Annotated in this window: 13 protein-coding genes; 10 read left to right on the forward strand and 3 right to left on the reverse strand. The window is 56.2% G+C overall.

Annotated elements, in window-relative coordinates:
* Positions 1 to 282 precede the first annotated feature (282 nt).
* From BMZ24_RS17495 to BMZ24_RS17535, 9 genes are all read left to right on the forward strand, one after another.
* Positions 283 to 1,737, forward strand: a complete 1,455-nt coding sequence (locus BMZ24_RS17495) for a methyl-accepting chemotaxis protein (RefSeq protein WP_161949221.1) — start codon at positions 283 to 285, stop codon at positions 1,735 to 1,737.
* Positions 1,738 to 2,047: 310 nt separating this feature from the next.
* Positions 2,048 to 2,512 (forward strand): DinB family protein, encoded by a 465-nt coding sequence (locus BMZ24_RS17500; RefSeq protein WP_092194074.1) that lies wholly within the window; start codon positions 2,048 to 2,050, stop codon positions 2,510 to 2,512.
* A gap of 133 nt (positions 2,513 to 2,645) precedes the next feature.
* Entirely contained in the window at positions 2,646 to 3,257 is a 612-nt protein-coding gene (locus BMZ24_RS17505) for a rhodanese-like domain-containing protein (protein ID WP_092194076.1), read from the forward strand.
* Between the two features lie 18 nt (positions 3,258 to 3,275).
* Positions 3,276 to 4,145 (forward strand): MBL fold metallo-hydrolase, encoded by an 870-nt coding sequence (locus tag BMZ24_RS17510; RefSeq protein WP_092194078.1) that lies wholly within the window; start codon positions 3,276 to 3,278, stop codon positions 4,143 to 4,145.
* Positions 4,146 to 4,593: 448 nt separating this feature from the next.
* On the forward strand, positions 4,594 to 5,619 hold the full coding sequence (locus tag BMZ24_RS17515; RefSeq protein ID WP_244150406.1) for a fatty acid desaturase: 1,026 nt from the start codon (positions 4,594 to 4,596) through the stop codon (positions 5,617 to 5,619).
* A gap of 278 nt (positions 5,620 to 5,897) precedes the next feature.
* Positions 5,898 to 6,419 carry a type 1 glutamine amidotransferase domain-containing protein gene (locus BMZ24_RS17520; protein ID WP_092194080.1) on the forward strand — a complete coding sequence of 174 codons (522 nt, stop codon included), beginning with the start codon at positions 5,898 to 5,900 and terminating at the stop codon, positions 6,417 to 6,419.
* A gap of 59 nt (positions 6,420 to 6,478) precedes the next feature.
* Positions 6,479 to 8,011, forward strand: coding sequence for a sensor domain-containing diguanylate cyclase (locus tag BMZ24_RS17525; protein ID WP_161949222.1), 1,533 nt, complete (start codon positions 6,479 to 6,481; stop codon positions 8,009 to 8,011).
* 637 nt (positions 8,012 to 8,648) lie between these two features.
* On the forward strand, positions 8,649 to 9,767 hold the full coding sequence (locus tag BMZ24_RS17530; protein WP_161949223.1) for an ABC transporter substrate-binding protein: 1,119 nt from the start codon (positions 8,649 to 8,651) through the stop codon (positions 9,765 to 9,767).
* The gene (locus tag BMZ24_RS17535) at positions 9,751 to 12,348 is read left to right on the forward strand and encodes a PAS domain-containing hybrid sensor histidine kinase/response regulator (protein WP_161949224.1); all 2,598 of its coding nucleotides are present in this window, start codon (positions 9,751 to 9,753) and stop codon (positions 12,346 to 12,348) included. Before BMZ24_RS17530 ends, BMZ24_RS17535 begins: the two co-directional genes overlap by 17 nt.
* Before the next feature lie 305 nt (positions 12,349 to 12,653).
* On the opposite strand, the gene BMZ24_RS17540 is transcribed toward BMZ24_RS17535, so the two are convergent.
* Positions 12,654 to 13,511, reverse strand: coding sequence for an alpha/beta fold hydrolase (locus BMZ24_RS17540; protein ID WP_092194088.1), 858 nt, complete (start codon positions 13,509 to 13,511; stop codon positions 12,654 to 12,656).
* A gap of 75 nt (positions 13,512 to 13,586) precedes the next feature.
* Between BMZ24_RS17540 and BMZ24_RS19735 the strand changes: the two genes are divergently transcribed.
* Positions 13,587 to 13,751, forward strand: a complete 165-nt coding sequence (locus BMZ24_RS19735; protein WP_153304619.1) for a hypothetical protein — start codon at positions 13,587 to 13,589, stop codon at positions 13,749 to 13,751.
* 124 nt (positions 13,752 to 13,875) lie between these two features.
* Here the strand turns inward: BMZ24_RS19735 and BMZ24_RS17545 are convergent, their stop codons facing one another.
* Complete coding sequence (locus BMZ24_RS17545; protein ID WP_092194090.1) at positions 13,876 to 14,577, reverse strand: hypothetical protein; 702 nt, start codon at positions 14,575 to 14,577, stop codon at positions 13,876 to 13,878.
* 224 nt (positions 14,578 to 14,801) lie between these two features.
* The gene (locus BMZ24_RS20025; protein ID WP_208599881.1) at positions 14,802 to 15,461 is read right to left on the reverse strand and encodes a hypothetical protein; all 660 of its coding nucleotides are present in this window, start codon (positions 15,459 to 15,461) and stop codon (positions 14,802 to 14,804) included.
* Between the last annotated feature and the right edge of the window lie 77 nt (positions 15,462 to 15,538).

Below are 15,538 nucleotides of genomic sequence, written 5' to 3' on the forward strand. Positions count from 1 at the left end.
GCCACCCTTGACGATCGCTCATCCTTTGCACTATCCCGCTCGGTCCGAAGCACGGGTACGTCGCAAAACACCATAGGAGCCTGAATGTCTATCAAATTTAAAATGTATGGAATCGGCATTGTTTTTTTTCTGGCGATTGGATGTCTGACAGGCGTCAGTCTTTATGAAGTATTCGCTATAAAATCAATATATAACGATGTTGTACTTCGAGATATCGGCGGAAAAATCAATGTTTTGGAAATAAACCGGGATGTAAATTATGTAAGTCGTCTAACACGTAACATGATGCTCGGCAGTAACATTGAAAAAGACATCCAGGGTCTTGAGAAAGTCATAAAAAATATCACAGACAGCTATGCTTCCCTCAAGTCGCGCATCACGGATCATGAGGAGAAGGTGATCCTCGACAACGCCGAGCGCACGACAATGAGCTTCGTGAATCACGGGTATCAGTTTTGCCTGGATCTCAAGGATGTGCGACAGGACATGCGTGCGACGCATTTTTCGGACTACCAGAAACTGGCCACGCCCTTGGCGAATGAATCCCGGGAATACATGGCCGCCCTCATTGAGTTGAAGGACAAGAAGCTTGCCGCCGCAACATTGCAGATGGAGTCAACCATCACCGAGATGTTTCGGATCATTTCCCTGATCGCCCTGATCACGACTGCCGTGGCGCTGCTGATGGTCTTCAGTGTCGGGCGCGGCGTGACGCGATCCATTCACCAGGTTGTCGGTGTGGTGGAGACAATGGCCAACAACGATCTGACCTGCCAAGTCGCCGAAGGCGGCAGTGATGAGACCGGAAAAATGCTCCGGGCCACTCGGCGCATGCTGGACACTCTCAAGGAAACCCTGGGCAGCGTGATCGGGGGCGTTGGAGCGCTGGCCTCGTCCTCCAGTGAACTCGCAGTGGTCTCACGAAAAATTTTCGAGGGAGCGGCGGACATGCGCGAAAAATCTCACGGCGTGGCCGCCGCGGCCGAAGAAATGGGCGTTAACATTTCCTCGGTGGCTGCCGCCGCGGAGCAGTCTTCGACAAACATCGGAATGATCGCTTCCGCCGCGGAGGAGATGAACTCCACCATGAGCGAGATCGCCGCAAACACCGGCAAGACCAGGGAAACGAGCGCAAAAACCGTCTTCCGGGCCAAGCGGGCTTCCGACAACATGACCAATCTGAGCTCCGCGGCCGTTGAGATCGGAAAGATCGTCGAGACGATCAACGTCATCTCGGGACAGACAAATCTGCTGGCCCTGAACGCGACCATCGAGGCGGCCAGGGCCGGGGAAGCCGGAAGAGGCTTCGCGGTTGTCGCCAACGAAATCAAGGAACTTGCCCAGCAGACGGCCAGAGCGACCGAGGAGATCAAAAACAACGTCGGGTCGATCCAAACCCTCACGGTCGAGACTGTTGGAGAGATCAAGGAGATCACGGACGAGATCGGCAACGTCAGCGGGATGATCGACGGCGTCGCCGTGGCGGTGGACCAGCAGGCTCTCGCGACCAGGGAGATTGCCGACAACGTGAACCAGGCGGCTGGCGGCTTGCAGGAAGTCACGAGGAATGTGAGTCAGAGCTCCCTGATGGCGAACGAAATCGCGCAGGAAATAGCAAAAATCAACGAGCGGATCAGCGAAGTCTCGCATGGCAGCGCCGAGGTGGACGCAAGTGCGGCCTCATTGCAGAATCTGTCGGAAAAACTGCAAAAATCGGTGAGCATTTTCAAGATCTGAGCATCTCGCGTTCCTGATCGTTTTGCGCAAGCATCCGATTTCAGGAACGCGAACCATCAACGCCCCGGCCGCCCAAAACAGATTCCCTACAAGCCTCTGGAGCCTGACTTTTTTCGAACCGCGAAGCACAAAACATCCCATCCAGATTCACGCATCAAATATTCCTCAATTCATGTTGGTTGATGACTCCTGACGCAAGGAAGGAGCGCCATCCGGCGAAGGGACCCAGAATCAAGCCCTGGCATTTCGCTTGTGTCCGCAGCTCATCAGGCGCTATGGGAACAATTCGCCACAACCTCAAGGAGAGACCATGAATATAGACTGCATCGACTGCAAGGCCCGTATTGAATCCTTCGAAATCCTCATGACCCGAAACGCAGACCTCGCAGACATCCGCCTGGCCCCGGACAAGTGGACCCTGAAGGAGATGATCGCTCACCTGATCGATTCCGCGTCCAACAACCACCAGCGATTTGTCCGCCTGCAACTTGAGCCGGTGCTTATCTTCCCGAAATACGACGCCGAGGAGTGGAAAAACACGACCAGAATCGCGTCATTCGACTATTCCACCCTGGTCACCCTCTGGAAAACCTACAACGCCCTGCTCCTGCACCTGATCGAAAACATGAATCCAGCCGCCCTGAATCACGTCTGGAGACACGAAGACAAGGACATCTCCCTGGAAGCCCTGATCCACGATTATTTCGCGCACATGGACCTGCACCGGAAGATGTTCGAGGACCGGGTGGAAGAGATCAGTGCCAAAAAGTCCTGATGCGGTGACAAATTGTCATCAGTTGAAAGTACGTATAGTTTCGTTCCATATTTTCATTCCTGATCACGCAGCGACCTGATGTTGCAGTGCGCGGCGCGCGGTGCTCAGGAGGAATATCCACAAAGGAGACGTTATGGGATTGCAGGAAATTTCGGCTCTCGCCGCTTCAAAGGCGGATGCCCAGCAAACAATCTTTCTCGATGTGCGCACGTCGGCGGAATTTTCCAACAAACGCCCGGCCCGCTCGCTGGCCTTTGCGCCGCTTACGGATCTGGCACCAGAGGATTTTGCGATGCGGCACGGCATTCTCCCGGACACCCCGCTCATCATTCTCTGCACCAGCGGCAGCAGGGCCCGAAAGGCGGCAGAAAAATTCATCAAAGCGGGCTTCAGTGATGTGAAGGTCCTGCAAGGCGGTATCGACGCCTGGGAACGCGAGGGCCTGCCCCTGGTCGGCGCAAACTCCGCTCCTGACATGGGCGGCCCCATCTCCCTGGACAGACAGGTGCGCATAGCGGCCGGCAGCCTGGTGCTGCTGTTTGGTCTTTTGGGATATTTCGTCACCGCCAGCTTTGTCTGGGGAGCGATTTTCGTGGGCGGCGGGCTTGTCTTTGCCGGCATCACCAACACCTGCGGCATGGCCATGCTGCTGACGCGGGCACCGTGGAACAAGACCGGCTGCACGGGCGGCGTATGCCCAATCAGCGGCAAGCCCAAAGGCAGTTCCGGCGGCGGCTGCAAATAGACGATAAGGAGACAAGCCATGCAAAAGCCCACAGTACGAGCTTTTTTTGACGAGGACACGGCCACCTGGTCGTATGTAATCTGGTCCGAGACAGATGCACAAAAGCGTTGTGCCATAATCGACAGCGTGCTGAATTTTGATCTTCCTTCCTGCACCTCCAGCACGCGGTCCGCGGATATCGTCATCGACTTCATCAAGGAAAAACAGCTTGCCGTGGAATGGATACTGGAAACGCACATCCATGCCGACCACCTTACGGCCGCCCATTATCTGAAAGAACGGCTGGGCGGAAAAATCGCCATCAGCAAGCATATCCTGACCATCATCGCCACGTGGGTTCCCATCTTCCAGACCCAGGACGATACAAGCCTGGACGGGTCCCAGTTCGACCATCTCTTTGACAACGACGAAAAGTTCACCGTGGGCGACATGCAGGCCCAGATTCTACATACGCCCGGACATACCCCCGCGGACACGACCTATGTCATCGGCAACGCCGTCTTTGTCGGCGACACCATCTTTCTGCCGGACGTGGGCTCTGGAAGATGCGATTTTCCCGGTGGCAGCGCGGAGCATTCCTACGACTCCTCGCGTCGTCTTTTTGCCCTGCCCGACGACTACCGCGTTTACGTAGGGCACGACTACCCACCGGAAAGCAGGCGCGGTCCGCAATGCATGTGCACCATCGACGAGCAGAAACGGCTCAATGTGCGTCTGCATCTTGGCATCGGCAAGGAAGAATTTGTCCAGCAAAGACAGCGTGAAGACACGGGCAAATCCGTACCCCCACTGCTCCTGCCCTCCATTCAGGCCAACCTGCGCAACGGACAGTTCGGCCAGGAGATCGCAGGAACACAGTTCGTGAAACTGCCGGTCAACAAACTCTAGCCCTCTCGCCGGGTAACAGGTGGAAGGCCATCCATAAATCCACCACGAAAACCGCAAATAGCAAGGGATTTCAGCTTTTAAACTGAAATCCCTTGTCTTGTTTTGAAGTGAACGGATCTGTTCATGAGGCGGGGGTTATCTGGAAAAATTCAAGATTCAAGATCTGACCCTGCTCCCCGTGACCCTGCTCCCCTAGATGATGAGCAGTATAGGTCCTATACGACCTATGGGACCTATGGGTCCTATACGACCCATACTCTACTCCCGCGCGGCGGCGCGGAGCCTCGGCCACCATGCGGGACGCGGCCCGAAATGTATGCAGGCCGTTGCCTCGGGCTGGCGGATGGGATACGGTTTGCGCAAAATTCCGGATCAACTTCGTGGCCCAGGAAGGCGGAACCGGGAGGAAGCGACGCATCCAGCTTCCCTTCCTCGGGCAGGGGGAGACATGAAAACGGTGAACGCGGACGCCATGACGTCTGAAAGGAAACAGCCGACCAGGCGCGCCTTGCCGCCATGGCACTCCGACATGACAAGGTTCCGTGAACCGAACAACCTGAAAGCCGCCTGGCAGGTGGCCAACTCCCTTGTGCCATACGGGTGCCTGTGGCTGCTGATGATCATGACCGTACGCAGCGGCGGGTCCTACTGGCTGACCCTGGCGCTGGCCGTGGTGGCCGCCGCCTTTCTGGTGCGGATTTTCATCCTCTTCCATGACTGCGTGCACGGGTCGCTCTTTCGGAGCAAGGGCCTGAACACATTCTTCGGCTACGTGTTCGGCGTGCTCGTGTTCACGCCTTTCGAGGATTGGCGATTCAGCCATCTCAAGCATCACGGCAGCTACGCGAACCTCGATGCGCGCGGTTTCGGCGATATCTGGACCATGACCCGCACGGAATACGATGCGTCCTCATGGGCCACGCGCCTGGGGTATCGGCTTTTCCGCAGCCCACTGGTGCTGCTGGGACTGGGGGCTTTGTTCAGCTTCCTGCTCCGCTTCCGCCTGCCCGGCTACCAGACCAAACGCAAAGAACGGATGAGCGTGCTCCTGACCAACCTCCTGATCGTGGCCGTGGCCCTGATCGTCGCATGGGCGGTGGGCTGGAAGACGTATGTCCTGATCCAATTGCCGGTGATCTGGCTGGCCGGGGCACTGGGGATCTGGCTCTTCTACGTGCAGCATCAGTTCGAAGGGGTCTACTGGGCGCGCAGGAACGACTGGGACCCCGTACGAGCCGCCATGGAAGGCAGTTCCTTCTACGACCTGCCGCCGGTGCTGCGCTGGTTGTCCGGCAACATCGGCTACCACCACGTGCACCACCTGGGCCCCAGAATCCCGAATTACCGCCTGAAGGAGTGCTTCGATGCCATCCCCGTCCTGAAGTCCAGACAGCCCCTGACCTTAAGGAATAGCCTGGCGTGCATCCGCCTCAAGCTCTGGGACGAGGAGCGTCAGGAACTGGTTGCCTTCTGACGCTCCGCCCTGGGCTCAGGCTGTTGAAAAACGGCGATCTGCCGCGTCAGTGAAACACAGTGTCTCTTGGCGGCAAAAAAGCCCAAGGCGGACGCGCCCCCCTTTTTCCCCTTCAAAATATTTTGACACAGGGAACGAATCCATACATGGGTGCCCTCTTTTCTTGTCGCGAGGTTCAACCCGAGTCACGACATGGACATACAGCTCAAGATTGGCATATGTGGACAGATGAATTGTTCTCTACAAGCCCATCATCCGTTAACACACCGGAGTTCAAGATGAAAATGAAAGGCCAGAAAGTCCTGATGTTTGTGGATCACATCTTTGAAGACATGGAGCTTCTCTACCCATACTACCGCCTGATCGAAGAAGGCGCCGAAATGGTCGTGGCCGGGCCCGAGGCGGGAATCGTCTACACAGGCAAAAACGGGTATCCCTTCAAATCCACAGCCGCCATCGCGGACCAGCAGGCCAAGGACTTCGACCTGCTGATCGTTGCCGGCGGGTTCGCCCCCGACAAGCTCAGACGTGACCCGAAGGTCCTGGAGCTCACCCGCGAAATACACGAAGCCGGAAAAATAGTCGCCCACATCTGCCACGGCGGATGGATTCCGATCTCCGCGGGGATCATGAAAGGCTTCACCTGCACATCCACCCCCGGCATCAAGGATGACCTGGTAAACGCCGGCGCTACGTGGGTAGACAAGGAAGTTGTCGTGGACCGGAATCAGATATCCGCGCGAAAGCCTGATGATCTGCCCGCATTTTGCCGGGCCATCATAGCACAGGCCGCGAAATAGGCCTGTCGGTAGCCCATGTTTTCTCCATTCCCGCGAGCGCCCAGAGGAGGATGCTCTCCGTGAACGCAAACCTCGACATCCACGACTCCAAGGGACAGACCTTGCTGGTCTTACTGGCCGCAGGTTGTCTCACGCTGGGCATGATCGTCTCGTCCGTCATCATGGCCGTGACCAACTATCACACGACCCTCACCCTGGCCCGCGAAAACACTCGTTTCATCTCCAGTCTGGTGGCCGCCGAAATCGGCATGGTCCTGGTCGATCTTGAAGGACGCCTCAGAGAGATCGGCACTCTCATTCAGACTTTTTCCGACGTACGTCCTGGCGAAAAAAAACATCAATGGGACAATCTCATCCACACCATCCGGGCACGGGAGCCATACGCCCACGGCGTGGTGGTTACAGATGCCCAAGGGCGTGTCCTGGCATGGAACGGACCCGATGATCCGCCAGCCATCCTGGACACGGACTACATCCGGGCTCACCAGAACGGCAGCGAGGAGATGTTCGTAGGTGCGCCGCAGCGCAACCCGCAGCAGTCCGACGAATGGAGCTTCGACATCAGTCTGGGGGCGCGCGACTACCGGGGCGAGCTGACACATGTCGTAGCCATCAAGGTCGCCCTGGAACACCTGCTGCGCATCTTCGACGATCTCGACATGCCGCAGGACACCAACATCATGATCACGAACCTGGACGGTCTGATCTACCTCATTGCCCCCGGCGCGGAGGAACTGATCGGCCACACGGTTACAGCGATCGCGCAAGACAAGGACTTGGAAAGCGGCGAACAAAGCGAAACATATGGCGACGTTTCAAACATGCGGGGACAAAAGATGGTGGCGGGCAGAACCCGGGTCAGCCATTTTCCCCTGCAGGCCTTTGCCGCCATCCCCGTGGATACAGCCCTGACCTCCTGGTACCGCCACGCTCTGCTCTACGGCGGGGCGTCGGTTGCCATGGCGTTCGTCGTCTCGACCATGGGCGTGCTCCTCGTGCGCGGCCAGCTCAAGCTCAACCGGCAGGGGCGGGAACTGGCCCTGGCCGCAAGCACGGACATGCTCACAGGAGCCTTGAACCGCCGCGCCTTCACAGCGGCCGCCCATCGGGAATTCGCAAGAGAGAAGCGAAGCGGCGCCCCCCTTTCCTGCGTCATGATGGACCTGGATCATTTCAAGATGATCAACGACACTTACGGGCACACCGCCGGGGACATTACCCTCAATTCCGCAGCCCAGTTCATCATGTCCAGGCTTCGCGAATCGGATCTCTTCTGCCGCTACGGCGGGGAAGAGTTCCTCTTGCTCCTGCCGGACACGGATCAGGACGGAGCGGCCGTGGTGGCAGAGGAACTGCGCAAGGGTTTGGCGGGCCTGAGGCTGGAGAACGCCAATAAATCCTTCTCCATCACCGCGAGCTTCGGAGTTGCGGAGAAGCTACCCGCCGACACCTCCGTGATAGATGTGCTGATCCGCGCGGATCAGGCTTTGTACCGGGCCAAGGACGAAGGGCGCAACCGTGTCTGCCGATCTTCGAACTCATTGGCCACTCCGAAAGGCGACGAAGCGGCCAAGTGGTCCGCGGATTTCTAGCCTTTGCCTGCAAAGCCGTTCAAGCAGCCAACTGTCCACCGCGATCGCTTCCGGCAGCATGCCCTTGGAGATGAAATCGTGGGCATTGCCGGTGAGCCGATGTCCAACACCGTGCAGCCGACGCCACCCGAAAGGCGCGGATAAAGACAATATTACCTTTAAAATCATTACTTTACGATTTAATCGAGCAGGAATTACCCGCTAACCTTTTTGCGGTTGCTCCCTGCGATCTTGACGGCAGCAAGGTCAAAGACAGACTTGCCCCCCCTTCCCCGCCCCCAAGCCCAAGCTGCGCAAAAAGTTAGGAATCTTTGTGCCTATCTAGAAAAGTTATATAAAATATCGTTTGTAAACCCGAGTGTTATGGTATAATTTTTAAGACTAGATTTGAGTCTGCTTTTGCAACACTGCAAAAAGGCCGCGAGAGATCCGGCAGGTCGCTCACCCGCCAAGATGATTCCTGTCTATTCAGATGTTCAAAAGGCACGGCACTTTTTCAAGGGGAACTGGCAACATCATCGTCTTGCTCAAGTTAAATTCTTAAAATAGCAAGGGCTGATAGCGCCTGAAACACCCACCACTCAACAAAACAATCAGCCCGCAATATATAATGTACCCCTGCCCACTATCACAAGGAATGATCACTCACACACGCCTTGCATTGTTGTTCCTCTGCCTGCTCTTGCAGGCCTGCTCGGACAATTCTGAAGTAGCAGTGGGGTTTCTCGGCCCCTTGGAAGGGAAATATTCCGACCTGGGGGTCCAGGGGCGCAACGGGGCACAGTTGGCCCTGGAAGAAGCAAACGCCCGGGAGTTAATCCCGGGAATGACATTCCGTCTGGTGCCCGAAGACGACCTCAATACGCCCGACGGTGCCCGCCAGGCCGTTGACAGGCTGGCCGCAGCCAAAGCCGTAGCCGTCATCGGCCCCATGACCAGCGGCGTGGCCACGGCCGCTCTTGAACAGGCCTCGGGGCACCGCTTGCCGCTTATCTCTCCTACCGTGAGCACGCCCTTGCTGACGGGAAAAAAGGACCTCTTCTTCAGGGTCCTCAGCGAAAACTCCCAATGGGCCAGAGCCCTCGCCCGCTATGGTATGGAGAAAGGCGGTCTGCGCACAGTGGCGGTCATCGCCGACATGGACAACGATGCTTATTCAGGCCCTTACAGGGACGCTTTCCGCTCCGAATTTGTCCGACTCGGAGGGATACTGCTCAAGGATTGGGAGATCCGGTCCTTGTCTCTAAAATCCTGGGAACCCATCGCTGCGGAAATCGAGCGACTCGCTCCAGATGCGGTCTTTGTCAGCCTCTCCTCCCGGGATGCGTCCAACTTGGCCAAAACCTTCGTATCGCGCAGCCTGAAGCTCCCTGTCTATAGCGCCATGTGGGCGGCCACTCGGGAACTTGTGGTGGATTGCGGTCAAGCCTGTGGTGGATGGATTTTCGGCATGGGATACAGTGAAGACAACACGAGGCCCGAGCACCTGTCATTCCAGCAACGTTACCGGCAGCGCTTCGGTTATGCCTCGAATTTTGCCGCCGCCCTGTCCTACGAGGCGACCCAAGCCTTTTTGCAGGGGATGCTCAAGGCCGAAGGGGATCCAAAAGGCCTTCCGGACGCCATGGAGACCCTCCCGGAACTCCCGGGAGTCATCGCGCCTTTCCGCCTGGACGAATTCGGCGATGTCGTCCGGGACCACTACATCATCGAATTCACCGGAAGAGAATTCCGCACCCATGAAACGATCCGCTGAAGCGCCTGTACCAGCTGTTTCGCTGTTGCGCGGGACCTTGGCCGTATGGTTGCTGGCCCCATGCATCATTGTCGTCTTCGCCCTCGGACTCGCCTTGCTCACGGAAGGCGTCAATAAGGCCAAAGATACCAACGAACACTTGGCGGTTGCGCTCTGCCGCTACCTCGACATCTTCGTGTCGGACGCCCATTCGAACCTCGCCTCACTTGCAAGGCTTGAGGGCAGCAGCGAAACCGACCACATCCTCGCAGCCATCAGGCAGACGCAGGAATCCCTGACCCGTTTCCAGCGCATCCTCTTGGTCGATGCGAAGGGCGTAGTACGGTTCACACACCCGCCTGGGTTCGTGGGGGTGGACTTCCCTGTCCTCTTTCCCCCGGATTTGAACTCGACCATGTCCCGGCCGCTCTATTCTTCTGATACGGGCAGTCTGACAGTCCTCATGCGGGCACAAACCGCTTCGGGAAAAATGATAGTCGGAGAACTGAATCTAGACGCTCTGCTTGAACATCTGCAACATTTCTCAATGGACCTTCACGGCACAGTGGTGGCAGTCGCCGACGGATTCGGCAACCTCATCGCGCACCCGGACATGGCCCTGGTGCGCCAGCAAACCAACATAGGAGACTGGCGGATATTCAAGGAAGCTTCCGAAGCTCGGGCGTTCAGCGCGCTAGCCTTCAGGGACGGCAGCTTCATGTCCGACACCGTCGCCCAATTGCCCGGAAACAAGTGGAAGGTCATCCTGTCCACGAACATTTGGCAGGCCATGTCCGACACCCTCAAGATCGTGACGACCATCGAGGTCCTGCTCGTCGCCTACTTCCTGATCCTCTTTCTTTCGGTCGGTCGGACCCTGAACCAGCGGATCATACGCCCGATCGTGGAATTTTCAAAGTCCATGACCGGCCTGGCAACCTCGCAACAGCCCGACCCGCCTTCACCGGCTCCCTTCCAGGAACTGGGCATCATCGAACGGGAATTCCGTCAGGCCATTTCGGCTATCCTGGAAAGCCAGGCACGGCTGCGCACAAGCCAGGCCATCCTGGAGCAGGCTCAAAGCATCGGCCGCATGGGCAGCTGGCGGCTGGACCTGGTCGAAGACCGCCTGACATGGTCGGACGAAGCCTACCGCATCTTTGGAGCATCGCAGGTCGAAGTTGAGCCCAGTTACGAGCTGTTCATGGCCCTCGTGCACCCCAACGACCGCGCAGCCGTTGACCGCGCGTATGCGTCATCCATTGAGAAAAATAAGGACCGTTACGAGATCGAGCATCGCATTGTGCGCAGGGACGACGGAGAAATCCGTTTTGTAATCGAACGCTGCGTCCATGAGCGGGATGCCGAAGGCAAGGTCATCCGCTCCGTCGGCATGGTCCAGGACATCACCGAGCGCAAGCGGAACGAGGAGGAGCTGCTGCTGGCCAAGGAGCAGGCCGAAGCAGCTAGCCGGGCCAAATCCGAATTCCTGGCCAACATGAGTCATGAAATCCGAACTCCCTTGAACGGCATTCTGGGCATGCTTCAGCTTCTTGAGACATCTGTGCAGGACAAGGAAGATTTGCAATTTTGCGCCTTGGCCATCCAGTCCACCAACCGCCTGACCAGACTGCTCTCAGACATTCTGGACCTCTCCCGGGTGGAGGCGAGCATGATGACCATCCGTTCCGAACGCTTTAACCTGCACAGCGTACTGACTCAAACCATTGATCTTTTCGCACCTGTCGCCGTCCAGACCGGTGTCACTTTGACACGACATCTTGACCCAGGCCTCCCGGTTTGGGTTGTCGGAGATTCCATCAGACTACAGCAGGTGCTCACAAATCTGATCGCCAACTCCTTCAAATTCACCCAGCGCGGACACGTGCACGTCGAGGCCTATGCGCTTCCGTCACGCAGCAACGATACCTTAAGAGTTTTCTTCGCCATTGAAGATACGGGGTGCGGCATCGCGGATGAAGATCTCGGGAATTTGTTCAAACCCTTTACCCAGGTGAGCCAGGGATATACCCGGAACCACCAGGGAGCCGGATTGGGCCTGACCATCAGCAAGCATCTGGTAGGTCTCATGGGCGGGAACATGGTGGTAGAAAGCGAGGAGGGAGTCGGGACTACTTTTGCTTTTTGCGTGACCTTCGGCAATGAAGCGCAGTCTCATGACGATGAGGTTGCGTCGGAAAGCCGCACCGTGTCGCTGGTGCCCCGCCGAATTCTTCTGGCCGAAGACGACGAGACAACGGCTTTCAGTATCAGCAGACTGTTGGAAAAGTCCGGGCTAAGCGTGACCGTGGCCCACAACGGGCAAGAAGCCGTGGAAATGCATGAGGCAAATGATTTTGACATCATCCTCATGGACGTATCGATGCCGGTCATGGATGGCATCGAAGCCTGCCAGCGCATTCGAGGCTCTGAAAACTCCCACAAGCGGGACATCCCCATCATTGCCCTGACGGCCTACGCCATGGCCGGAGACAAGGAGAAGTTTCTGGCCGCGGGCATGAGCGGATACCTAGCAAAGCCCGTTAACATGAAGATCCTCATGCAGATGATGTCCGAAACACTCGCAGAACAGCGGCGTTAGGCAAGCAGACGCGCCACGAGGTGCAGGACAATTTGCCCCAGGTTTTCTAGATCAATTTGGCTGGATCAAAAATCAAAGTCAAAAATACGTGAATATAGTACTGTATTGAGCCCCCTTGAGTGCTTCTATTGCAGATCAGGCTGAACCATGAAAGGCGGGGACGCTTGAGTGCATACCAAGCACAAAAAAAAGGACTCCGGTCGGTTTCGCCCCGAAAAATGGAAGATTGTGCATTGCTCCGGGATCTCACATGGTAGACGGCTCCCGGAAATTCTAAAGCCTACTCGCCCCCCTTTTCTTTCCATTCAGCCGTGCCTGCCGCACCATCTCTCGATGCTCTCGCGCATGCCCCGGGGCTGCTCGGTAGGAATCCAATGCACGGAGTCGAGATGTTCAACCCGGCAGTCCGCAAGCTCGGCCAGGCATCTGACGGTCATCCCCGGGTCACCGAACATGCCGCCGCTGGACAGCAGGGACAATGCCGGCGTGGCGATTTTCGACAAATCGGGCAGCGGGCCCGTCACGGCCAGAAGGTCCTGCACGTAGGCCACGGTGGGAAGGATTCGAAGCTCATGGATGGGCGAGGCGTAGCGATCCGTGGGAAATGAGCCGCCGGCCATGGAGGCGTAGGCGGCCTGGTCGAGGATTGCCAGATCCAGGGGTGGCAGGGTTTTCCGGTGAATGCCGGCGGACGCCAAGGCCATGAGGGACGGCGTCAGGGCGGCCAGCATGGGGCGCAGGTGCAGGATGTGTTTCATGCGGCCGGTGATGGCGGCGCGGAACATGGGTTCGATGAGCACCAGCCCGGAGACGAGGGCTGGTTCCAGCCGCGCGAACCACAGAGCCAGGTTGGCGCCCAGGCAGTGCCCGACAACCTCGGCCGGCCCGGCCCCCTCGGAACGCAGAATCCCGGCCAGGTCCGAGGACCACACCCCCATGCCGATCCTCCCCCGCCACACGGAGCCGCCGTGCCCCCGCAGGTCCAAGCGCAGGATGTCCCAGCTATTGGCCAGGCGCGTCTCGGCCAGAAACCTCCACCATCGGGTCATGTTGCTGGCCACGCCGTGCAGCAGAACCAGCGTTCGCCGCGCCTCCCCGGCCCTGGTCAGACCGTAGGCGATGCGCGCCCCGTCCGGTGCAACGTATACTTTGCGTACCTCCATGAATCCTCCTCGAAAGGTACATCATTCGGGAAAACGCGAGGAAAAGAAAGCCCCGTGACGAACAGGAGGCATTGGGTGCAAGGATTGCCTTGGGAAATGGGACGGCGGGAACAGAGCGCGGACAAAGACGATATTGCTAGTCAAACCTTTATCTTACAATTTCCGTCATCAGAAAATTTCCACAAAGAAAAAAGGGACTTCAGCGCGCAAACTGAAATCCCTTGTCTTGTTTTGGAGTGAGCGGGTCTGGTCTGAAGGTGGAAAATTTTTGGTAAAATTCAAGATTCAAGATCTGACCCAGGTCCCTGCCCTTGCGATTTTACTAGACCTTTAAAATAATTTAATTATCTCGAACTGACCGGCCTTAATTCAGATCAATCCGTGCAGTTCTAACAGGCTTCATATTTCCATCCAACGTATTAAGTCTGACAATATGTCCTGATGTTCCACGCTCGTTCTGTTCAAATGAAAATGTACAATCTCCATCATAATAAACAGTTCCCAGGCCAAAATGCTCTTTTTCTCCAAGCCAGACTTCTCCCTGAATCATTTGATATCCATATTCTCCTGGCGGCACATGAACTTCGAGTACATCGCCTTGTTTGACATAGAGAAGAGCTGCTTTTTGTCCAGTTACGCGGCTAGTGAGGATGAAAATAGTGTTCGGGGCATCGTTTGAGATGAGCTTGAAGCTGCATGTGCCCTTTTCTTGAGTTCGCATTTCGTATTTGGTCTGAAAGTTCTCCCTGGCCGGCGGAGCGGGAGTCTTGGCGGCCGGGGCGGGTGCGACGGGAAGGTTGACCCCGGTGCTTTTGATATTCCTGATTGCCTGAAAGGCGATGAGGGTTATGAAGACGGCTGCCCAGACCCAGAATGTGCCGATCTTTTTCTGTGTGCGTGACCCTGCCTTGGACCAAGTGCGCGCGAAATGCTTTTCGTTTTGCCTGATCTTCTCTTCATTGATGGCTTCGAATGCGCGCGAATAAATGACCCCGCATTTCGAACACTCATAGTTAGGGCCATTCTCCTCATGGTCCAGATAACGGCACTTCGGGCAGATTTTCACGCTAACGGAACACCATTGCCACGATCCCCACTGTTTTGCCCTCTCCCAAAAGCGAGAAAGCCTCTCTTTGGATTTTGCTTAGCACTGCTCGAACACTTTCCTGCCCATTATTAAATTTCTCATCTTCACAGACGGACAAAGCAGAACAGTTCCAGCGTTGACTTTCACATTCATAAATTCATGCAGTATCTGGTAATATTTAAGATTTGACATTTCTTTTCTCTCTAATATTTCTGTAAAGCTTCCCTTCTCAACTCCACGGCCTCTTTCTCTGTAAGGATGCCTGCCGATCTCCACTGTTCAATCGTTTCCAGGTCACGTCTGAGGTCGTCGTTCAAGGGTCCTGCAGGCTGGGTAGTTATGACAGATTTAGAAGAAACGTTTTTAGAAGCTCCGCACCGATTCGAATCTATGGCTTTTCGTACTGCCTCTTTTTCGCCGCGCACATTTGCCAATTCTGCGGCTTCTATCCCGTCACCGTTGCCATATCCAATCCAAAACGCCTGAACCATGCTCGTCTTTCGCCGCTGCTCTTGAGCCGTTACCAATTGATTCTCCCGTCGAGCCAGGGAGCTCAATTCTGCGGAGAGCTCTTCGCACGTGTAACTTTGATATCGCAACTCTGAAGTGTAGGAACCGGATATTTGGGAAGGGGGAGTCGCAAGATTGAAGCAGCCAGCTTGAAAAAGAAAAAAAAGAAGCAGAGTTAAAGACGTTTTTTTCATGTGCGACCCGCGAGTATATGAATTAATGGAGAAAAAATAGATCAAGTCTCGCTTCGACGTTTTTAGCACTGCTCGAACATTTTCCTGCCCGTTATTAAATTTCTCATCTTCATCAAACGGACACTGGACGACAGTCCCAGCGCTAACCTTCACATTCATCAAAGCATGCAATTTCTTTTCGCACATTCGCTACAAGAAAAGTTGCGCCAACCGCAACTACTTCTTTTGTCATACAT

The organism is Desulfomicrobium norvegicum (assembly GCF_900114595.1).
Classification (GTDB): Bacteria; Desulfobacterota; Desulfovibrionia; order Desulfovibrionales; family Desulfomicrobiaceae; genus Desulfomicrobium; species Desulfomicrobium macestii.